The organism is Kaistella palustris DSM 21579 (assembly GCF_000422265.1).
Classification (GTDB): domain Bacteria; phylum Bacteroidota; class Bacteroidia; order Flavobacteriales; family Weeksellaceae; genus Kaistella; species Kaistella palustris.
The window spans coordinates 392,140-411,846 of record NZ_KE383812.1 but is presented as its reverse complement, the minus strand read 5'-3'; the positions used below and the strand labels follow the sequence as shown (position 1 = coordinate 411,846).

At 43.0% G+C, this 19,707-nt stretch carries 21 protein-coding genes and 1 pseudogene; 12 read left to right on the top strand and 10 right to left on the bottom strand.

The genetic code is table 11. The annotated features are described in order from the left end of the window. Positions 1-200 precede the first annotated feature (200 nt). From H562_RS0112005 to H562_RS0111990, 4 genes are all read left to right on the top strand, one after another. Positions 201-827: a hypothetical protein gene (locus tag H562_RS0112005; protein WP_219729263.1), complete on the top strand. Its 627-nt coding sequence runs from the start codon at positions 201-203 to the stop codon at positions 825-827. A 15-nt stretch (positions 828-842) separates the two neighbouring features. Further along, positions 843-1,475 carry a hypothetical protein gene (locus H562_RS0112000; protein ID WP_027377723.1) on the top strand — a complete coding sequence of 211 codons (633 nt, stop codon included), beginning with the start codon at positions 843-845 and terminating at the stop codon, positions 1,473-1,475. Further along, on the top strand, positions 1,462-2,208 hold the full coding sequence (locus tag H562_RS0111995) for a hypothetical protein (protein ID WP_027377722.1): 747 nt from the start codon (positions 1,462-1,464) through the stop codon (positions 2,206-2,208). Before H562_RS0112000 ends, H562_RS0111995 begins: the two co-directional genes overlap by 14 nt. 442 nt (positions 2,209-2,650) lie before the next feature. Beyond that, the gene (locus H562_RS0111990) at positions 2,651-3,625 is read left to right on the top strand and encodes a ribonucleotide-diphosphate reductase subunit beta (RefSeq protein WP_027377721.1); all 975 of its coding nucleotides are present in this window, start codon (positions 2,651-2,653) and stop codon (positions 3,623-3,625) included. Between the two features lie 239 nt (positions 3,626-3,864). Here the strand turns inward: H562_RS0111990 and H562_RS15660 are convergent, their stop codons facing one another. Continuing rightward, positions 3,865-4,092, bottom strand: a complete 228-nt coding sequence (locus H562_RS15660) for a hypothetical protein (RefSeq protein WP_156831998.1) — start codon at positions 4,090-4,092, stop codon at positions 3,865-3,867. Between the two features lie 635 nt (positions 4,093-4,727). On the opposite strand from H562_RS15660, the gene H562_RS0111980 reads away from it, so the two are divergent. Together H562_RS0111980 and H562_RS0111975 are read left to right on the top strand one after the other, a co-directional pair. Next, the gene (locus H562_RS0111980; RefSeq protein ID WP_027377720.1) at positions 4,728-6,383 is read left to right on the top strand and encodes a ribonucleoside-diphosphate reductase subunit alpha; all 1,656 of its coding nucleotides are present in this window, start codon (positions 4,728-4,730) and stop codon (positions 6,381-6,383) included. A gap of 101 nt (positions 6,384-6,484) precedes the next feature. Beyond that, a complete protein-coding gene (locus H562_RS0111975; RefSeq protein WP_027377719.1) occupies positions 6,485-7,198 on the top strand; it encodes a hypothetical protein in 714 nt (237 codons plus the stop codon). Positions 7,199-7,312: 114 nt separating this feature from the next. Here the strand turns inward: H562_RS0111975 and H562_RS0111970 are convergent, their stop codons facing one another. The 6 genes from H562_RS0111970 to H562_RS0111945 all read right to left on the bottom strand — a co-directional run bounded on the left by H562_RS0111970 (position 7,313) and on the right by H562_RS0111945 (position 11,815). Then, positions 7,313-7,726, bottom strand: coding sequence for a hypothetical protein (locus H562_RS0111970; RefSeq protein WP_027377718.1), 414 nt, complete (start codon positions 7,724-7,726; stop codon positions 7,313-7,315). A gap of 10 nt (positions 7,727-7,736) precedes the next feature. Then, positions 7,737-7,997 (bottom strand): hypothetical protein, encoded by a 261-nt coding sequence (locus tag H562_RS0111965; RefSeq protein WP_027377717.1) that lies wholly within the window; start codon positions 7,995-7,997, stop codon positions 7,737-7,739. Positions 7,998-8,014: 17 nt separating this feature from the next. Next, entirely contained in the window at positions 8,015-9,004 is a 990-nt protein-coding gene (locus tag H562_RS0111960; RefSeq protein ID WP_027377716.1) for a cytochrome c, read from the bottom strand. Between the two features lie 8 nt (positions 9,005-9,012). Further along, positions 9,013-10,764: a cbb3-type cytochrome c oxidase subunit I gene (locus tag H562_RS15085; protein ID WP_034691120.1), complete on the bottom strand. Its 1,752-nt coding sequence runs from the start codon at positions 10,762-10,764 to the stop codon at positions 9,013-9,015. 46 nt (positions 10,765-10,810) lie between these two features. Then, entirely contained in the window at positions 10,811-11,245 is a 435-nt protein-coding gene (locus H562_RS0111950; RefSeq protein ID WP_027377715.1) for an RrF2 family transcriptional regulator, read from the bottom strand. A gap of 273 nt (positions 11,246-11,518) precedes the next feature. Next, on the bottom strand, positions 11,519-11,815 hold the full coding sequence (locus H562_RS0111945) for a hypothetical protein (protein ID WP_027377714.1): 297 nt from the start codon (positions 11,813-11,815) through the stop codon (positions 11,519-11,521). A 113-nt stretch (positions 11,816-11,928) separates the two neighbouring features. Here H562_RS0111945 and H562_RS0111940 point away from each other — a divergent pair, with 113 nt between their 5' ends. From H562_RS0111940 to H562_RS0111925, 4 genes are all read left to right on the top strand, one after another. Further along, positions 11,929-12,486 carry an RNA polymerase sigma factor gene (locus H562_RS0111940; protein WP_027377713.1) on the top strand — a complete coding sequence of 186 codons (558 nt, stop codon included), beginning with the start codon at positions 11,929-11,931 and terminating at the stop codon, positions 12,484-12,486. 45 nt (positions 12,487-12,531) lie between these two features. Then, complete coding sequence (gene lipA, locus H562_RS0111935) at positions 12,532-13,398, top strand: lipoyl synthase (protein ID WP_027377712.1); 867 nt, start codon at positions 12,532-12,534, stop codon at positions 13,396-13,398. A 432-nt stretch (positions 13,399-13,830) separates the two neighbouring features. After that, entirely contained in the window at positions 13,831-15,123 is a 1,293-nt protein-coding gene (locus H562_RS0111930; RefSeq protein WP_027377711.1) for a T9SS type A sorting domain-containing protein, read from the top strand. Between the two features lie 107 nt (positions 15,124-15,230). Beyond that, positions 15,231-16,049 carry a dienelactone hydrolase family protein gene (locus tag H562_RS0111925; RefSeq protein WP_027377710.1) on the top strand — a complete coding sequence of 273 codons (819 nt, stop codon included), beginning with the start codon at positions 15,231-15,233 and terminating at the stop codon, positions 16,047-16,049. 101 nt (positions 16,050-16,150) lie between these two features. On the opposite strand, the gene H562_RS0111920 is transcribed toward H562_RS0111925, so the two are convergent. From H562_RS0111920 to H562_RS0111910, 3 genes and pseudogenes are all read right to left on the bottom strand, one after another. After that, entirely contained in the window at positions 16,151-16,630 is a 480-nt protein-coding gene (locus H562_RS0111920; protein WP_027377709.1) for a Dps family protein, read from the bottom strand. Positions 16,631-16,650: 20 nt separating this feature from the next. After that, positions 16,651-17,160, bottom strand: a pseudogene (locus H562_RS15080) (pyridoxamine 5'-phosphate oxidase family protein). Positions 17,161-17,176: 16 nt separating this feature from the next. Further along, entirely contained in the window at positions 17,177-17,557 is a 381-nt protein-coding gene (locus H562_RS0111910; RefSeq protein ID WP_027377708.1) for a SpoIIAA family protein, read from the bottom strand. Positions 17,558-17,855: 298 nt separating this feature from the next. Between H562_RS0111910 and H562_RS0111905 the strand changes: the two genes are divergently transcribed. Both H562_RS0111905 and H562_RS0111900 read left to right on the top strand, forming a co-directional pair. Beyond that, complete coding sequence (locus tag H562_RS0111905; protein WP_027377707.1) at positions 17,856-19,109, top strand: CinA family nicotinamide mononucleotide deamidase-related protein; 1,254 nt, start codon at positions 17,856-17,858, stop codon at positions 19,107-19,109. Position 19,110: 1 nt separating this feature from the next. Continuing rightward, positions 19,111-19,707, top strand: coding sequence for a DUF2238 domain-containing protein (locus H562_RS0111900; RefSeq protein WP_027377706.1), 597 nt, complete (start codon positions 19,111-19,113; stop codon positions 19,705-19,707).

Here is a 19,707-nt window from a genome sequence, read left to right as displayed (position 1 = left end):
TGAACGAACTGAAAAAAGGACTTTGTAAATTAATATATTGGTTATCAATTGTTTATACTTTGTCCCCCCTTTTGTCCCCACCTTAATTTTTGTTTGTCTGGTTTTGAATTCTAATTTCGCTCTCAGGAATTCGGGTTTACACAGATACCGTTTTTCTGTCCTCAAACACACAAATGATGAAAAAAACTTTATTAATTTTAATGGCTTTTGCCATTAGTCTCTGCTATGGGCAATACCAGAATAATGTGGGTATTAATACCGACCAGCCGGAGCAAAGACTACACGTGAAAGGTTCCATGAAAGCGAAAGATCTGCTTTTGGACCAGAACACAAATCTCCAGACCATTCCCAGCCTGGGACCTACGGAAAACTATTCATTTTTACTGAAATCACGCAGTGCAAAAAGGATTACTACCTACAATGTGCAGTCCAGTGGAGGGAATTCATTCCCTGCACCTTTTGGTGTAATTGGCTTTACCATAAGTACCGACCCCAATGATAAAGACTGGGTGAACGAGTACGATACCCGAATCAATGCAACGAAATACATCGCGGTGCTCAATTACTTTAATTTCAACTTACCGGTTGTTGTTGGTTCCTCGAAAAAAGTCTCACCTGCAGCGCAAGTCTTTACCTACGAAAAAAACGGCACCTGGTGGATTAAAGCGGATTATCATGGGTTTGCTCCACCGGCAAACAGCAGTAACGGGGTTTGGGATATCAATCTCATGGTTTTTGATAAGACATTTGCCAAGAGTTTCACCACGAATGTGGATTTCAATGGTAATACCACTGGTGTAGCGCCCTCACCTTTGATCCTCAAATAAACACACACAGTACTGATGAAAAAACTAATTACAACTCTGGTGGTGTTGTGCTCAGCTGCGGGCTATGCGCAGGTTGGCATAGGAACCACAACGCCACGTGACGCACTGGATGTGGTAGGAAATATTCTGCTGGAAAATTACCTTATTCTTGATAATACGGTTGCTGCCACAGGCGATTACAGGCTTCTGGTGCGGTCAACAGAATCTTCGCCGGTAGGCGAGGTTAAGCGGCTTGATGTAGATGTGCGGAATGTAGGGCCCATCAACAAGTATAGTGTGCAGATCCAAAACGTAAACAAACTGAGTGTCGTTGAACTTAGTACCAATCTTGAGGTAAGTAAATATTACCTGGGCCTGGCAGAAGGAGTTTTCAGTGGAGCAACCATAATGAGTGCTTCGAACTACAACGGTGATCCGGTTTACGGAACTTATTTTACAGCTGTAAAGGAGAAAAACGGCAAGTATGTGATCAGCCTCAATTTTAACAATGCCACGACCTCTGGAACCAATTCCAATGGAAATTGGGATCTCTCCTTCATTGTGTTTGAAAAAACACTGGTAAAGGATTGGGGCAACTACACCGGTTCGGTAACTCAGGCTAACAGCTATTCCGGAGTTTCTACAAATACGCCGATTGGCCTGCAATAAAACACACCACACAAATGATGAAAAAAATATTTTTGCTGTGTATACTTGCGGGCATCTACGGCGCCCACGCACAGGTTTCGGGAGGAAATGTAGGATCAATACGAACTCGCCAACTGAGACGCTGGATGTAAACGGAATTGCCCATGGAGACCTGCTTTACTTAAGGTCACCCGGAGAACCGCTGGAATTGCCAATTAATTTCATGGCATCGCAGGCAGTGAAGCTTGATATCTATGATCCTACTCTGGAAAGTTCTTCGCTGGTCAACCTGCTGAATCTAAATTTTAATAATGTATCCAACGTAGGTGTAGTTTCGTACAACACAAAAATTGATGCTAGTGAGTTTACGGCCGCAGTACGAAGTTTCAGTCTGGCAAAATTCGCCGGTGGTGTACCGACCACGCTGGAGGTTTACCTGACACACAATTCGAATATATCAAACACACAGGCTAATTTTTATCAGGGCAGCCCGGACTTTGTCTGCTATGTGGCACCCACCGATCCTGGCGATGCGAATTCCCAGAAAACATGGTGGGTCCGTGCACGATACCTCGATTCTAAATTTACAGAAAATGACGGTACCATAAGAGCGGACCGGTACACCATAAAGCTTCAGCTTTTGGTATATAAAAAACTCATAACCAAAGCAATCAGTCAAACGCAATCCACCAACCTCAATGGGACAGCCGGGACTTCAAATACCTATTCTGTACCAAAACCCTCGGGATTCTAAACCATCCTGATTCTCAACACACAATGATGAAAAAAGCGACAGTCTTAAATAAAGGCTGTCGTTTTTCTTTTTATGAACTGCATTTTCACTGGATATATTAATCCGGCTGTTTAGTTGTAACTCATCTAATATGTAATGTTTTACAGAGAATTGTTTAGCCGCAAACCGCCTAAAATGGCAAATATCTCTTTGCAAACTGCTGTAAGTCAATCTGGGCGGCACTTCTGTGTCTTTGTGGAAAACTTTTACATCTTATCCTCAGCCTTTTAATCATTGCGCCTTTCCAGATCAGGTTCTATTCTCTATTTTTGTCATTCACCCTTCTTCTGAAAGGTGATTCCGGGCGCAGCGTTTTCTTTTGCTTAAATGTCAGAAAATGAAAAAGTTACCCACCGTGTTTTCCAAAAGTATTATTCATATTATTTATTAAAACGACCTGAATATGGGAATTTTCGACAAAAGAGTAAGTTACAAACCCTTTGAATATCCTGAGATTCTACAATTTGTAGAAGCCATTAATAAATCTTTTTGGGTTCATTCCGAGGTCGATTTTACTGCGGATGTTCAGGATTTCCAGTCCCAGTTGGAGCCTCACGAAAAAAACGCGGTGAAAAATGCACTTTTGGCGATCGCGCAGATCGAAGTTTCGGTGAAGACATTTTGGGGAAATCTCTACAGTCATATGCCAAAACCTGAACTCAACGGTTTGGGTGCCACATTCGCAGAGTGCGAATTCCGTCATTCCGAAGCATACTCGCGACTCCTGGAGGTCCTTGGTTACAACGATTCATTCGGCCAGGTTGTGGAAATCCCCGCGATTAAAAAAAGGATCGATTTTCTGTCCAATGTTTTGCGTCATGCCAATTCCACCACGCCAAAAGAGTACGTTTCCTCACTTTTGCTTTTCAGTATCCTGATCGAAAACGTTTCACTTTTCTCGCAGTTTGCAATTATTTTATCATTTACAAGGTTTAAGGGTTACATGAAAAATGTATCCAATATTATCGCCTGGACCTCCGTGGATGAGCAGATTCACGCCAATGCCGGCATTTATCTCATCAACAAGATCCGCGAAGAGCAACCCGAATTGCTTACAGATTCGGATATCGATGATATTTATACGCTGGTCGATCACTCGATCAATGTTGAAGAAGAAATTCTGGACTGGATTTTTGAGCTTGGCGAAATCGACAATATAGGTAAGGAAGACCTGCTCAATTTTATGAAATACCGCGTTGATGACAGTTTGAAGAAAATCGGCATGCAGACGCGCTACAATATTACACCCGAACAATACCGGCCAATGGTTTGGTTTGAGGAGGAAGTTTTTGCCAATTCAATGGATGACTTTTTTGCCAAAAGACCGGTGGATTACACAAAACACGATAAGAGTATTACGGAGAACGATTTATTTTAAAATTTATATTTGGGCGCACATTTCCGCCTTCCACTCCCGCTTTTTTTGTTCCTGTCCTCGCCCCTGTGCTCAGACAGGAACAAAAAAGAGCTCCGTTCAAGTCGGGGCGCGGGGATTTCTAAAAAGAAAGTGAAAGAAAAAAAGCCACGAAGTGGCGTAATCATCAGCATCGGGCGCAGCCCGATGACATGTTAAGAAGCAATATAAAAAAAGCCACGAAGTGGCGCCATCCTTATCATCTAAAACCATGACAAGGTGAGCGAACATAATTTGTCGAACAAAGGCGCGAGCGAAGCGAACGCCGAAAAGAATTTTATAATTTCATTATAAAAGGGAAGATATAGCCACGAAGTGGTGTAATCATCAGCATCGGGCGCAGCACGATGACATATTAAGAAGCAATATAAAAAAAGCCACGAAGTGGCGCCATCCTTATCTTCTAAAACCATGACAAGGTGAGCGGACATAATTTGTCAAACAAAGGCGCGAGCGCAGCGAGCGCCGAAAAGAATTTTATAATTTCGTTATAAAAGGGAAGATATAGCCACGAAGTGGCGTAATCATCAGCATCGGGCGCAGCCCGATGACATGTTAAGAAGCAATAGAAAAAAAAGCCACGAAGTGGCGTCATTCTTATCATCTAAAACCATGACAAGGTGAGCGGACATAATTTGTCGAACAAAGGCGCGAGCGAGGGAGCGCCAAAAGAATTTTATAATTTCGTTATAAAAGGGAAGATATAGCCACGAAGTGGCGAAATCACCAGCATCGGGTGAAACCCGATGACATGTTAAGAGACAATAGAAAAGAAGCCACGAAGTGGCGTAATCACCCGCATCGGCAACCGCCCGCAAAGCGCCGAAGGCGCGACATCTTTCCGCAGTTTTTCAAACTTCGAAAGACAAAACGCCCCGGCTCCTAGCCCCGATTGCAGTGGAAATCCTGACCTTGCGCAGCCGGATCTTCTAAAAATGAAGACCCTCCGCGCAAGGGCAGATTGCAACGGAAAGCGGGTAATTACTTAATAAGAAGAAAGCAATGTGATGCTTCTGAAAAAAAAATAAAAACACAATGTACAATGTACATTTTACAGAAAAAAAATATGGAAGAACAATCGAAAATCTGGTGGCTCAACGAAGAATCTGAACAAATGCTTAACCGCGGCTACCTCCTGAAAGGTGAAACTGTGGATGGCGCAATATCACGCATAACTACAGCCGCAGCAAAAAGATTATATAAACCTGAGTTACAGCCGGCCTTCGAAGAGATGATCCGAAAAGGCTGGATCAGTTTCTCATCGCCGGTCTGGGCGAATATGGGAACGGAGCGCGGCCTGCCGATTTCCTGTTTCAACGTGCATGTGCCCGATAATATCGAAGGTATTACGCACAAACTTGGCGAGGTCATTATGCAGACCAAAATTGGTGGCGGCACTTCCGGCTATTTTGGGGAACTCAGGAACCGTGGAACGGCCGTGACGGACAACGGAAAATCTTCAGGCGCCGTATCCTTTATGAAACTTTATGATACCGCGATGGACGTGGTTTCACAAGGTGGCGTTCGCCGTGGTGCTTTTGCCGCTTACCTTGATGTAGATCATGGCGATATTGAAGAATTTCTGTCCATTAAAGATATCGGAAGTCCGATCCAGAATCTGTTTACGGGAATTTGCGTGCCGGATTATTGGATGCAGGATATGATCGACGGCGATATGGATAAGCGCAAGATTTGGGCCCGTGTGTTGGAAAGCCGCCAGCAGAAAGGTTTGCCCTACATCCTTTTTACAGATAATGTGAACCGGAACAAACCACAGGTTTATAAAGATTTAGGATTGCCCATCAATGCCAGCAACTTGTGTTCGGAAATTATGCTGCCTTCAAGTGCTGAAGAATCATTCATCTGCTGTCTGTCCTCGATGAATCTTGAATTGTATGACGAATGGAAGGATACTGATGCCGTGAAGCTTGCCATTTATTTCTTGGATGCAGTACTGTCGGAATTTATTGAAAAAACTGAGGGCAACTATTATTTGACTGGTGCCAGAAATTTTGCGTTGCGCCACAGAGCTCTTGGTTTGGGCGTTCTCGGTTACCATTCTTACCTGCAGAAAAACATGATTCCCTTCGAAAGTTTTGAGGCGACGCAGTTTAATGCCAGAGCTTTCCGTCAGATTAAAGAGCAGTCATTGGCGGCCTCCCAGGAGCTTGCCAACATCTATGGCGAGCCCGAATTGCTCAAAGGATACGGAATGCGAAATACGACTACAATGGCGATTGCTCCTACCACCTCAAGTTCAGCGATTCTGGGCCAGACTTCGCCGGGAATAGAGCCTTTTGCTTCCAACTACTATAAAGCAGGTCTCGCAAAAGGTAACTTTATGCGGAAGAATAAATATCTGGCAAAATTGCTTCAGGAAAAAGGTATTGACAATGAGGATACCTGGAGAACCATCATGTTGAACCACGGTTCTGTACAGCAGTTGAAAGAACTGAGCGAGGAGGAAAAAGCCGTCTTTAAAACATTCCGTGAGATTTCCCCGATGGAAATAATTTCTCAGGCAGCACAAAGGCAGCAGTACATTGACCAGGCCCAGTCCCTAAATCTCCAGATTCCCTCCACTATGCCTGTGAAAGACGTGAATTACCTTTATATCGAGGCCTGGAAAAAAGGAGTGAAGACGTTATATTATCAGCGAAGCTCATCAGTTTCCAAGGAATTGATGGTGAATTTTGTGAGTTGCTCAAGTTGTGAAGCGTAGTAATATCCTGTTCTTTTAAATGTTGAATCCGAATCAGTCGGGAGGCTTTTGGTTCAAAAATATATTTGAAATCAGGAGGTTTTTAAGAAAACGATGAGAATATGAAAACTTTAGAAAAAGCAGGCATATTCAAATTTCTGATTCTGCTATTGACATTGGTTATGATTTGCTGTACAGACAGAACAGCAAACGAAGGCTCACCGTTCCAAGTAAGGACTATAGTCTCCGGAAAAGTTTATGATTATCAGCGCAATATTCCGGTGCCGGATTATTTGGTAACCGTCCAGCGCAGCTACCGGGATTTCTGTGGATATATGGGCTGCACAAAAACAGAAGATATCGCGAGCGTTAAAACCGACAGGAACGGCAATTACACAATACCCTTCAACTATATTCTAGATACTGCAAAGGAAAACTACAGTTATTGTATATCTGCTGAAAATTCGGATGGCTATATCGCTGAACCGGTATCCAATTTAAATCTGATTGCAGGAGCAGAAAATATCCGTGACGTAAACGCATGGAAACCAATCAAGGTAAATTTTAACTTAAATATTACAGACTGTACCTCGCCTCCCGTTATTGTATCGACGCTTTTAAACAGTGAAAGTGGGACATTCAACAGTATTACCGTGCAAAATAATGGTGCGAGTGCAGTGCAACTGCTCGCAAAACCTTCGTCTGATATGTTAATTAGGTTTTACTATTTTGAGGGCGGAAATTATAGCCTCACCCATGTTTTAGAGAAACAGTTTATAACCACCAATGATGAAGAGCAGGTCTTCAGTTTTGACGTAGATTGCAGTCAATTCTAAAATTTTTAATTGATGATGTATCATCTTTAGGACCATATCATGTTTTCCTTAAAAAAAGCCGGCCTCTTAATCATAAAGAAGCCGGCTTTAACAATTATAAAAATACAGAAAAGTCTAATAAGGAAGACCATTAAAATAAGTAATGATATAATAGGCACTCCAACCGGTAATGATCAGGATAATAACCCACATCCACACTGGTATAGTTCGTGGTGTTTCAGAGCCTTCGATTACAAATTCTTTGTGGCTGCCTTTGTCATAGGCGTTGATCATCAGCGGGAAAGAGCCGTCGACTGTGGCATTGTCTTTCAACCCTTCGATACTTATTGACGGACCGTTTCTCACGGTAAAGTTGATCAGCCGGATGCCTTCGCGCCCATCTGGTGCACGGCTGACAATCCTCAGGGTATGATCGCCATCCGTGAGTTTCCTGGTGTCAAAATCGAAAACGATCGGCGTTTCCAGCTCTGCCACCGGCTGCTCGGCATCGTCAATGAATAAAACGACGTTTGTTTTCTCCTGTGCCATTTTTTGTAGTTTAGTTTAATATAGAATGCTTAATGTGATTCTTGTCTGTTTCACCGGGTTTTATCAAATATTTCAGCGAATAGATGAGGGTATAGACCGTGATTACTGCGATGACAGCGATGATCAGCCAGTCCCACTTGCTGTCGGGGCCGCCGCCGTGCGTAAAGCCCTGCGTGAGTTTTGGTTGCTGCAGTTTACACGCTTCACAGGCAAATGCAAAGTTTGCCGCGAGAACGAATATAATGGAAATAACTTTTTTATAGTTTTTCATAATGCTGTTTTTTAAGATTACTTGATCTCGTCGTAGATTTTTTTAACTTCTTCTAAAGTGACCGGTTTTGCGGAGTTGCCCCAACTGGATCTTTCGTGGTTCATCAGCGCGGTTACCATTTCAGGTGTGAAATTCGCATTGGTACCAACGGGCGGCATAACTCCGAACCCCGGCCTGCCGTTATAACCCTTCATAATGATGGTCACGTACACTTTTAGATCATCACCAGTCACGACAGGACTTCCTTTTAACGGTGGGAAAGCTCCCGGTAATCCTTCACCTGTAGCCTGATGACAGGCCACACAGTTTCCGTTGTACAGTTCTGCACCATCTGGCATCTTACCTGCAGCTACTGCTGCATCTGCTTTTTCTTTCTGTTTGTACAGGAATTCCGGCGCAACAACTCCGTCTGGCAGTTTTATTTGTTTTAAAGAAAGGATATACGCCACAAGATCGAGTGCTTCTTTTTTTGCGACAATCTTGGTGAATTTACGGCGGAGAAATTTTTCAGGTACTTTTACTTCTACATCGCCCTTTGCCAGATAATCCTTTTCCTCAAAAAGGTAAGGGTAAGCCGGCATGATCGATTCTGCAACTACCGCCCGTGGCTGGTACAGGTGCAAAAGTTGCCAGTCGGTACTGGGTTGTCGTGCACCGATATTGGTAAGATCGGGGCCCGTACGCTCAGAACCTAACAGGTTTGCTGTATTTCTCCAGACGTCCATGCGTTGGTTCATCGCATAATCTGCCGGAATATTGGGGCGGCTTCCGAAAACCTTATCCATTTCCACGCTTCGTACCTGCTGTGTATGGCAGGCGATACAGCCATTGGCTACATACAGAGCTTTGCCGGCTCTTTCTTCTTTAGTTAAAGGTTTCGCATCTGGCAGCGGTTTGTAAACCTGCTGATTTTGAATTGCCGGCAAGATCGCGATATTCAGCGTAAGAAATAAGAAGAACGCGAGCGCAGTTCCGAAAAGCAAATTTTGATTGTTATAAAATTTCATGTTCAGTCTTATTTGGTTGGAATAGATTCGGTGTTCTGAAGCTGTCTCTTGGCCTGCAGAATTTCAGTCGGTGTGGTTGGGATTCTTATATCCGGTTTGCCATTGACCATTTTATAAAAGTTGTAAGCAAATACGAAATGTGAGATCCACATCATTGTGCCGCCTATCGCCCGCCACAGCCAGAACGGAGCCATAGCAACTACGCTTTCAATGAAGGGTTTTTTGGCCATCCAAAGCAGTCCTCTTTCGGTTGAGCCGATCATCAGTGAATTGGTGTAGAACAATAAACCTAAAAGTGCGAACCAAAAATGCATACCTACCAGGGCTTTTGGTGGTTCCTTGCCGGTTAGCCGTGGAACCAGCGTATAAATAAATGCCCACAGCATGAAGGTGATAATACCATACATGGTAAGGTGGGAGTGCGCAACCGTGAAATCTGTAAAGTGCCAGATGAGGTTGGTAAAGCGGAAAGCTTCAACTGTTCCCTGCATAGAGCCGGTGAAGTAAAAAATAATCCCTATCAGATAAAAAGGTAAGGTATAGCTCGTTTTCAGCTGATACCAATTTCCGTTAAAGGTTAAAATAAAATTGGTGGTACCCGCGACGACCGGAATGACCATTCCTACACTGGCAACAATAGCTACAGTCTGCATCCACCACGGAATTGCGCTGAATATAAAGTGGTGGCTTCCGATTAGGGTATAAAATAAGATCTGTGTCCAGAAGGCGAGGATTCCCAGACTGTACGAGTAAATTGGGCGGTTAAGTTGTTGTGGCAGAAAGTAATACATTAAACCAAGGTTCAGGAACATGAACCACATTCCTACGCCCTGGTGCATATAGTAACCCTGAATGATCGTTTCTCCCAGCCCATGTTGCCAAAACGGCAAATAGGCCACTACCAGAATGACGATAATATACATGGTTGCAGCCACAATATACCAGTTAGAAACATAAATTTCTTCGGTTGTTCGCCGGGCAATGGTACGGAGGAAATTGTACAGCGAAATAATGATTGCAATCGCGAACAGGGCCATGATCGGCCAGATATATTCACGATACTCACCGCCGCCGTTATTGATGCCGTACATCAGTGAAAGTGAACCCAGAATTACTGCTGCATTCATCAATATTAAAGAGTACCAGCCGATTTTCAGACTGAAGACTTCAACATTACTTACACGTGGGATCACATAATACGCAAGACCTACCATTGCGAAAGATGCCCAACCCCAGAAAACCATATTGGTGTGAACCGGGCGAAGTCGCCCAAAACTCAGCCAACTCACATGATCCGCATCCGGCGCAACAAATTTTATACCCAGATACTCTCCCACAGTGGTGCCCACAAGTAGCCACAGAACAGAAAATCCCAGGAAATAAAGGACAAGTTTAGTAAGCTCGGGCGAAATGTTATTTTGCGCCAGCGGACTTTTTTTATGCGGCAGAAAGCGGATCTCATCTATTTTATTCACATTGGAAATCAGGCCGCGCTGATCGGCAGGCGGCAGCGAACCTGAAAGTTCGCGCTGGGGAATGATGTAATCCATCTCCAGTTTCCTTCGCTCGTATTCCGCTTCTTCGGCCGGCGAAAGACTCTCCAGCCTTTTCTCAAATTCAAGCAGCTTGCGCCTGTTCCGCAGGTTCTTGTAGGTGGAATAGGTCTTTACAACGGCAATAAGCAGCCCCACCAATACCGGTATCAAGATCAGCAGTAAGGTCATCTGAATCCCGGATTCTCCAAATAATGAGTTATTCATAAATGATAATGTTAGCGGACGAATTCATCCTTTATTATAAGAAAATTTATCTTTTCAAGATAGCGGTCGTACCGGCGGCGCCGTCGGCCAGAAAGCGGAGCGATGTGCCTTCCAAAGTCTTGCGAATGTCCTTCCGGATGTTTACAAAACTGAAGTGCAGCGCGCAGGGCTTAAGTGCATTACATTTTTGAAGTCCCAAACTGCAGTCCTCGAGTAAACTGTTGCCATCAACAGCTATAATAATATGCCACAGCTTTATACTGTCGAGTTCCGGTATATTTAAAAAAAAACCGCCGTTTGGTCCTTTTGCAGAACGGAGCACATTTGTTTTTGTCAGTTTCTGTAAGATCTTCGCGGTGAAGGCTTCCGGTGAGTCGATACATTTCGCAATTTCTTTCTGACTGACCTTTCTGCCTTTCAAAGATTGCTTGGCAACATATATAGATGCCCGTATCGCATATTCACAGGACTTCGAAAACATATCGCTAATTTAATGCAGTAAAAATAATAAAGGACCTCTTTATCTTTTAATTTTTCTATGGAAATTATTGTTTCTATCAATATTCGTAATTTGCAATATCGATTGATATTCAGCTGTGCCACATTTTCTTCTGATTTATTCATCAAAATGTGAAATCCAGGGTGCTGACGTACAATAAATTAAGCAGCGATACCATTAATTATAAAGAGGGGAAATAAAAAAAGTGAACGTAATGTCCACTTTTTTATATACTGATATTTTTCTAAAAATTACTTAAGCCAGAAATTCAATTTCCTTGTCTTTGAAATCGTTTTTATCAACCAGTTTTATCATTGTTTTCAGCATCTTATGACGCAGTTTTGCCAGTCTGCGTATATTCTTGTCTTCACTGTAATCAAAGATATTGTCTTCAAAAGAAAAGGTGTCACCTTCTTTAAAAGAGATGTTATTGTCTTTAAGTTCTTTCAGAAGCATTAGATTCGTCATGGTTTCCAAAAGTGTATTTTCTGCCACTGCAAGTTCTTTCAATGATTTTAACAGCTGTTTTTTATATTTTTTCTTCGTTTTCATTCTAATGATTTTTCTTTACTGCAATAGTAAGGATTTTTATTGAATTGCGGTTTTCTGTTGCTGTTTTATCGCAATATTCAACGTGTGATAAATTACTTACCTTTGTTTCTGCAATGGGAAAAACCGAACTTTTGGAGCTGATCGCGCTTGCCAAAAGCAAGAATCAGAAATCGCAGACAAGACTCATCAATTCATTTTGGATTGATGTTTTCAGTTTTGTGATGAAGAAAGTTCAGGATGAAAATGTGGCAGATGAGATCACTGTTTCTGTGTTCTCAAAAGTACTGGCAAAGCTCGACCTTTACGATCCCAACTTCCAGTTTAAAACCTGGATTCTGACCATTGCCCAGAATTCTGTGATCGACTATTGGCGCAAGAAAAGTCGCGGAAACGAAGATTCTACCGATAATTTTGATGATTATAAAAATCAGTTCGCCCGCTCGCCCGAAGAACTGCTTATTTCCGAGGAGGATCAAAAGCAAATCCATTCTATAATAGAAAGTTTAGATTCCAATTACCGCGACATTATACGCCTGCGTTTCTTTGAAGAAAAAAGCATCAAGGAAATTGCAGAAGAACTTCAGCTTACCGTCGCCAATACAAAAGTTCGCATCATGCGTGCCAAGAAAGTGCTTTCCGAACTGCTGAAAACAAATGAGTTCGATGACTAGCCGGGCTGCGCTTAAATTCCTAAATTTGTACCTTATCTATTTGAAATGAACGAAACGCTTCCCGATACTCCTTTGCAAAAACCCAAATGGATCCGCGTAAAACTTCCGACAGGAAAAAACTACCGCGAACTGCGGACTCTTGTCGATAAATATAAGCTGAACACGATATGCCAAAGTGGGAGCTGTCCTAATATGGGCGAGTGTTGGGGCGAGGGAACCGCCACGTTTATGATCCTGGGAAATATCTGCACACGCAGCTGTGGTTTCTGTGGCGTAAAAACCGGCAAACCACTGGATGTGAACTGGGAAGAACCCGAAAAAGTTGCACGCTCTATAAAATTAATGAAAATTAAGCATGCTGTTCTCACCTCTGTAGATCGTGATGATCTGAAAGATATGGGTTCTGTCATGTGGAGTGAAACGGTAAATGCCGTGCGCCGGATCTCTCCCGGGACTACCATGGAAACCTTGATTCCGGATTTCCAGGGAATTGCAAAACATCTGGACCGCATGATCGAAGTGGCACCGGAAGTTATTTCTCATAATATGGAAACCGTAAAACGCCTGACACGCGAAGTTCGTATTCAGGCGAAGTACGAGCGCAGCCTCGATGTGTTGAAATATCTGAAAGAAGCCGGCCAGCACCGTACCAAAACAGGCTTGATGCTCGGTCTTGGTGAATCCAAAGATGAGGTGTTCCGCACCATCGAAGATATTCGGAATGCCAGTGTAGATGTCGTCACGATCGGCCAGTATCTGCAGCCGACAAAAAAGCATCTGCCTGTAAAGCGCTTTGTAGATCCCGAAGAATTTGCGGAATATAAAGAATTTGCCGGCAGTTTAGGCTTCCGCCATGTGGAAAGTTCCCCTTTCGTCCGCAGTTCGTACCACGCGGGAAAACATATCCATTAACAAAAAGTTGGGTCTGAATTAAAATTCAGGTTGATTATAAAAGTTCCTGCTTTTTTTTTAAAGGTGGCAATATTTGCTGCCCAAAATTCCCGTTTCGGTTAAAAGTCGGTTTTAATATTTGCTCATTTAAACTACAGCGTGCTTTGTCAATTATAAATATTTCGTTTGCAAGTTTGAGTGGTATTAAATGAATTTTACTGGGTGCACCTTTCTTTTTAAGTCTTTGTTATTTCCTTTGTTTAATGGTAATTTAATTGTTTTAAAGGAACGTTTAAAAAGTAACCGCTGTTAAATTTTTGTGATTAATGGATTGATATTCAACTGACTGTATTTTGTATATTATGTTATTTCGTGAATTTTGCAAGTGGTTTTCTTTTTTAGCGCGCATATTACAGTTAGGTTTGTAATAATCAAAATCAAACTTATTGTCTTATGAAAAAAATTTACACACTGGCTCTTGGCGTTTGCTCATTCGCCTTAACCAATGCTCAGGTTACGGATCTTGGCAGTTACGTGCAGGTCACAGATATTTCTAATAACGGGATTGCTGTAGGAAATGTGTACGGGAGTTCCTTTTTTATGTGGTCTGAGGCAGACAGCGGTTTAATTATCGCTGAATCCGGTGAGAACGGTGTTTCCGGAAATTCAAATATTACTGCAGATGGCACTGTAATTTCCCTTTCGCTGCCCAATCCTGCAAATGCTGATAAAGAAGAAGCCGCTTTATATACTGTAGCCACCCAGGAATTTAATTTCCTTGGTTATCTGGGTGTTTCCTCCGGCAGCGATACTTCTTCGGCGTGGGGAATGTCCTCTAATGGGAAAAATATCGTGGGATTTGCCTGGAATACACCCTCAAAAGGTGAAGCTGTATTCTGGAAGGATGGCGCGCCAATCGTAGGTTTAGGCAGTACCGTGGCCACCAGAAGTTCACGTGCTGATGCCGTAAGTGCCGACGGTTCCGTTGTCGCAGGTTGGCAGGATGCAAGCAATGGCGTACGCCAGGGCGCGATCTGGAGAAACGGCGTGCAGGAACTTTTGAAAGATAATGACGGGAATATACTCGGTGCAGCTTCCGCCATTAGTGCCGACGGGAAAACCGTTATCGGTATAAAAAATACCACCGGTGAAGGCTATATCTGGAACGAAACCGAAGGAACTGTTTTCCTTTCCAGCGACAATCCCGATTATATTACCAGTATGTCGGTGATATCCGATGACGGCAAAACAGCTCTCGGTCTTTCTTTCGATCCTACACAAAGCATTTTGTTGGGCAGAGGATTTATCTGGACCAAAGAAGGTGGCAAAGTTGATCTTAATGATTACATTGCCGGTTTAGGTTTTGATGATCTGGATATTGTCTTTTCGGTTCCGACCGCGATCTCCGCAGACGGCAAATATATTGGTGGGCTTGGTGCCAACTTCACCGAAGGTGATGCCAAAGGATTTTTCATAAAACTTCCAGATGGGAATCTGTCATCTCATAATGTAGCGGCAAACGCTAAAATGAGTATTTACCCAAATCCTGTGAAAGATATCGTCAGCATCAACACTACAGAAAAAATTCAATCTGCTGCTGTCTATAATATGGTAGGGCAAATCGTAGATTCAGCTCCAGCCGTTGTAAACGGTAAGATCGATCTGTCTAAACTCGATAAAGGTCTTTATATTCTTAAAGTAAAAACTGACCGCTCGCTTCAAACTGTGAAATTTATTAAAGAATAACTTTCTTTGATTAATTTATATAAACTCAAACCCGATACAGCTGGATTCTTCCGGCTGTATTTTTTTTATGGTCATTTTTCAGTATATTTATAAGCTAAAATCCTGAGATGAAGTTAATTCCATATTTTACACTTTTCCTTTTCCTCGTTTCTTTGTCATGTAGCGATAAAAGTAACGCCGCAACAGCCGCAAAAGAAAAAAAGGGAATAAAAACAGAAGAGATCACCTACAATATCGACGGCAAAAATTACAGATCTTTTGTGGCCTTTAACAGCAGTTCGGCTGAAGCAAGACCAGTGGTAATGGTTATTCCGGAATGGTGGGGACTTACCGGATACGTTAAAGAACGCGCTGAGCAACTGGCAGGGCTTGGTTATTTTGCGCTTGCAGTAGATTATTATGGCGACGGGAAAGTTGTAGAAACGCCCGAAGAGGCCGCAACTCTATCGGAACAGTTTTATAAAATTCCAGTAAATGCCAAACTTATTTTTGACGGTGCGCGTGCCCAGCTTTTAAAATATCCCGAAGCGGATTACGGAAAAATTGCGGTGATCGGATACTGTTTCGGTGGTTCGCAGGCGCTGAATATGGCGCGGCAGGAAAGCGATCTGAAAGGTGCCGTAAGTTTCCACGGAAATCTGATGACCGGAGTTAAACCCAGGAATAACCGCGTGCCGATGCTGATCTGCAATGGCGAAGCCGATTCCTACGTTTCCGCAGAAGAAATCGCGGCCTTTAAAAAAGAAATGGATTCGGCGAAGGTGAAATATACTTTTATAAATTACCCAAATGCCCTGCACTCCTTTACCAACCCGGGTTCCACGGCGCTGGGCAGAAAATTTAATATGAAGATCGCTTACAATAAAACAGCTGATGAAAGATCCTGGAGTGATATGAGCGCGTTTCTAAAGGAAATCTTTCGCTAAAGTATCAACACGTTTTCGTACAATAAAATTCCCCGGTAAAAACCGGGGAATCTGTTTATCAGGAATTGATGTTTCATTAACATTACCTTTAAAAAAGTTACTTATGAAGTTTTGAAATATTTTCGAAGTTTCCACGCCATTTTTTCATGTGCCTGCATCAGTGCTGTTAAGAAATCAGACGTTCCTTTATCCTCATATTTCTCTTCTGTATCGTCCACGTATTTTCTCAGTGATTTTACGATAGATTCGTGGTCATTCACAAGTTCTTTCAGCATTCCCTGCGTATCGGGAAGTTTCCCGGGATTCTCCTGCAGCTGAGATTCCTTGGCGAATTCGGTGGTAGTTCCAATTGCTTCGCCCCCAAGCGTGCTGATTCTTTCTGCCACGGCATCGGCGGCTTCAGCAACTTTTTGGTATTGATCTTCAAAAAGCAGGTGCAGTTCCATAAAATTGTCACCCGAGAGATTCCAGTGAAATTTCCTGAGTTTAATGTAAAGTACATTTGCGTCTGCCAAAACTTTGTTCAGCAACGCATTTACGGCATTTAAATTTTTGACTGTAATTCCTAAGTCCGGTTTCATAATATTTTTTATTTGTTTAATTATACATTCAGGTTTCCTTCCACACCATCATCATTATCGGATTTGTTGCCGGTAACAGCCGCTGCAGCAAAACTCAGCATAGAAACAAGTTTTCCGGCTTTGGTATCCCAGTAGTACGTTTCCTGCGGCTGCACGCGGATTACCGAAACGTTTGGATCGTCTTTTCCATCTTCGAACTAGGCTTTTGCAATAGGCGGGCACTTATCTTCGATCATATTCTGGTCTTTATAAATGTACGCTTTGCCATATACCGACAAATATTCTGAACTGCCATTATTCATAAAGTACAGCTGCACACGGTTATCCTCCCTGATCTCGAAGTTTTTGTTGCTCTCAGAATTGCTGATGAACCACATATTTCCCTCGTCGTCGGTTTCGCGCAGACTCATAGGTCTGGCCGCGATCGGTAACGTATCCAGTTCTGTGCAGAACATGCAGACGCGTGCACTTTCCGAGAGTTCTTTCAGTTTTTTTACCGCTTCGGTTTGGGTTAAATTTTCTGTTGACATATTTTTAGATTTAGGTTTAATCGTTGATTTCATTTCCATTGGCGCACCAAAACAGGGCATTTTCCAGATCTTCTTTTGGGAAGGATTTAAACTCGCCGGGCATCACCACACTGAAGATATCTGTAAAGCGCTGCACACTTTTCTTGTCCGTTACAATTGCTGCGCGATTCCAGTTGATCAGGTTTTTTAAACCCAGCAGTGCATCCTGAAACCAGGCGCCAAGTGTAAACTGATCCAGGTCGGTATCTATATAAAACAGGTAATTAAGTTCACCGAAAGTGTTCGTTTTGGCTTCTACCGTAGGAATCACCAGGTTTTCGAAATCTTCTTTGGTAATATCGCCGGTCGCTTTAAACGCGGCTACGTTGTCGGGAACGTCAGGAATTAAGGTAATCATATGTATTTTATTTAATGTTTTTTTTGGAGCATCGGGAGTGGGCACTTTCCGAAAACTGTACCCGTTTTCACTACTCGCTTCCCGTTGCGCTGCCGCGCAGCGGGAGAGCTCAGATAGGCCGTTCAACCGGGGCTATAATCCAGTTTCGTTTTTTTCCGGCAAGCCCTGCCTTATCTCAACAATAATTGAACCACATGAAAAAAGTTCTTTTTTCTGCACAGAATTTGTTGGCTTTTTTTTCGGAAACTTGTGGCAGACCGGTAGAATAATTCTTTAATTTTACATGATATATATTTCAATGAAAGCAGTGCTCATAACCATTGGCGACGAAATTCTTTCGGGGAACACCGTGGATACCAATTCCAATTACATCGCCAACCAGTTAAAAAACATCGGGATTCCCGTGGTACAGATCTTTACCGTTTCCGATTCTTTCGAAACCATTAAAAAAACTTTAAAGCACGCTTTTAACCTTGGCGATATTGTAATTACAACCGGCGGTCTGGGACCTACAAAAGATGACAAGACCAAAATTGCCTTCGCCGAATTCTTTAATGATGAACTTGAATTCGACGGGCAGACATTCGCGCATTTACGCCGCTATTTAATCAAACGCAACCGCGAAAATCTTCTCGAAATTAACCGTAACCAGGCGGTTGTTCTAAGCAGGGCAAAAATATTTCAGAACGAAAACGGCTCCGCACCCTGCCAGCTTATTGAGGGAGGTGGTAAGATCGCCATCTGTTTGCCGGGCGTTCCGTATGAGGTAAAACCTTTAATAAAAGATAAAATCATACCTTACCTTAAAGAAAAATTTTCACTCAGCCAGATTGTTTCCCGTATGATTTCTGTGGTGCATTTCCCCGAGAGTCTCTTGGCTTTAACCATTGAAGACTGGGAACTTGCGCTGCCGGAAAATATTTCGCTCTCTTACCTGCCGATCGGTAACCGCGTGAAACTTCGCTTAACAGCCGTAGGAAACGATGCGCGGACGCTTGAAAAACAACTCGATCTGGAATCAGAAAAGCTGAAACCGCTCATCGGCGAAAAAGTTATTTCCTGGACCGGAAATGAAATCCAGGAAATCCTGAAAGAAATCTTACTCGCCAAAAAGCTTACCATTTCTACGGCAGAAAGTTGCACCGGTGGTGAACTCGCGCGGCTTATTACTTCGGTTCCGGGACTTTCGGCTTTGTTTCTGGGCGGCATCATTCCGTATGAAACCCAGAAAAAGATCAAAATACTTGGCGTTTCCGAAAAAACCGTGCAGGAAAAAACCGTAGTGTCCGCAGAAGTGGCGCAGCAAATGACGCTGGGCTGCCGCAAACTTTTCGATACAGATATTGCCCTTTCAACAACCGGTGTTTCAGGTCCCGATCCCGATGATTTTGGAAATGAGGTCGGCTTGGTGTATTATTCCATTCGGGTCAAAGATTTTGAAAAGACAAACCGGCTTTTTCTGCCGCATCTCGAGCGCAATGATTTTGCGAATTTTGTTTCGCAAAGGGTGCTTCAGGATCTCATTGAAATTTTGGTGAAGGCAAACTCATAAAATGAGGCTCAAATATATCTTACTCTTACTTACCGTTGTCGCAGTCCTGTTTTCCTTTGTGGGCGCAAAGGAAAGTTTCACCTGGTGGCTTGAGGCTTTTCCGGTGTTTCTGGGAATTTTAGCGCTTGCTATTTTCCGGAAGTTTGAATTCAGCAACTTCGTTTACTGTGTTATATTTCTCCATTTTCTGGTGCTCCTTCTCGGTGCGCATTTTACATATGCAGAAGTGCCGGGTTTCCGTTGGATGAATAATTTTCTGGGTGGCAACCGAAACAACTACGATAAGATCGGGCATTTTGTTCAGGGATTTTCGCCTGCCTTGATAGCGCGCGAAATTCTGATCCGAAAAAAAGTGCTTAATAAAATCTCCTGGCTACCGTTCCTCGTTATGTGCATTGTGCTTGCCATCAGCGGAACTTATGAACTGCTGGAATGGGCAGTTTCTGTATTTTCTGGTGATTCCGGCGACAGTTTTCTCGGTACACAGGGCTACATCTGGGATACCCAGACTGATATATTTGCGGCGTTCCTCGGCGGGTTATGCGCTCTGATCTTCTTTTCCGGTTTTCAGGATAAAATGATCAAGAATAACTTTTAA

Excerpts from the sequence above, each read along its gene's own strand:
- H562_RS0111905 (WP_027377707.1), top strand. The coding sequence starts at position 17,856 with ATGAAAGCAGTGCTCATAACCATTGGCGACGAAATTCTTTCGGGGAAC.
- lipA (WP_027377712.1), top strand. The coding sequence starts at position 12,532 with ATGAACGAAACGCTTCCCGATACTCCTTTGCAAAAACCCAAATGGATC.
- H562_RS0111920 (WP_027377709.1), bottom strand. The coding sequence starts at position 16,630 with ATGAAACCGGACTTAGGAATTACAGTCAAAAATTTAAATGCCGTAAAT.
- H562_RS0111960 (WP_027377716.1), bottom strand. The coding sequence starts at position 9,004 with ATGAAATTTTATAACAATCAAAATTTGCTTTTCGGAACTGCGCTCGCG.
- H562_RS0111910 (WP_027377708.1), bottom strand. The coding sequence starts at position 17,557 with ATGATTACCTTAATTCCTGACGTTCCCGACAACGTAGCCGCGTTTAAA.
- H562_RS0111980 (WP_027377720.1), top strand. The coding sequence starts at position 4,728 with ATGGAAGAACAATCGAAAATCTGGTGGCTCAACGAAGAATCTGAACAA.
- H562_RS0111950 (WP_027377715.1), bottom strand. The coding sequence starts at position 11,245 with ATGTTTTCGAAGTCCTGTGAATATGCGATACGGGCATCTATATATGTT.
- H562_RS0111900 (WP_027377706.1), top strand. The coding sequence starts at position 19,111 with ATGAGGCTCAAATATATCTTACTCTTACTTACCGTTGTCGCAGTCCTG.
- H562_RS15660 (WP_156831998.1), bottom strand. The coding sequence starts at position 4,092 with ATGTCCGCTCACCTTGTCATGGTTTTAGAAGATAAGGATGGCGCCACT.
- H562_RS0111945 (WP_027377714.1), bottom strand. The coding sequence starts at position 11,815 with ATGAAAACGAAGAAAAAATATAAAAAACAGCTGTTAAAATCATTGAAA.
- H562_RS0111925 (WP_027377710.1), top strand. The coding sequence starts at position 15,231 with ATGAAGTTAATTCCATATTTTACACTTTTCCTTTTCCTCGTTTCTTTG.
- H562_RS0111975 (WP_027377719.1), top strand. The coding sequence starts at position 6,485 with ATGAAAACTTTAGAAAAAGCAGGCATATTCAAATTTCTGATTCTGCTA.
- H562_RS0111965 (WP_027377717.1), bottom strand. The coding sequence starts at position 7,997 with ATGAAAAACTATAAAAAAGTTATTTCCATTATATTCGTTCTCGCGGCA.
- H562_RS0111990 (WP_027377721.1), top strand. The coding sequence starts at position 2,651 with ATGGGAATTTTCGACAAAAGAGTAAGTTACAAACCCTTTGAATATCCT.
- H562_RS15085 (WP_034691120.1), bottom strand. The coding sequence starts at position 10,764 with ATGAATAACTCATTATTTGGAGAATCCGGGATTCAGATGACCTTACTG.
- H562_RS0112000 (WP_027377723.1), top strand. The coding sequence starts at position 843 with ATGAAAAAACTAATTACAACTCTGGTGGTGTTGTGCTCAGCTGCGGGC.
- H562_RS0112005 (WP_219729263.1), top strand. The coding sequence starts at position 201 with ATGGCTTTTGCCATTAGTCTCTGCTATGGGCAATACCAGAATAATGTG.
- H562_RS0111970 (WP_027377718.1), bottom strand. The coding sequence starts at position 7,726 with ATGGCACAGGAGAAAACAAACGTCGTTTTATTCATTGACGATGCCGAG.
- H562_RS0111940 (WP_027377713.1), top strand. The coding sequence starts at position 11,929 with ATGGGAAAAACCGAACTTTTGGAGCTGATCGCGCTTGCCAAAAGCAAG.
- H562_RS0111930 (WP_027377711.1), top strand. The coding sequence starts at position 13,831 with ATGAAAAAAATTTACACACTGGCTCTTGGCGTTTGCTCATTCGCCTTA.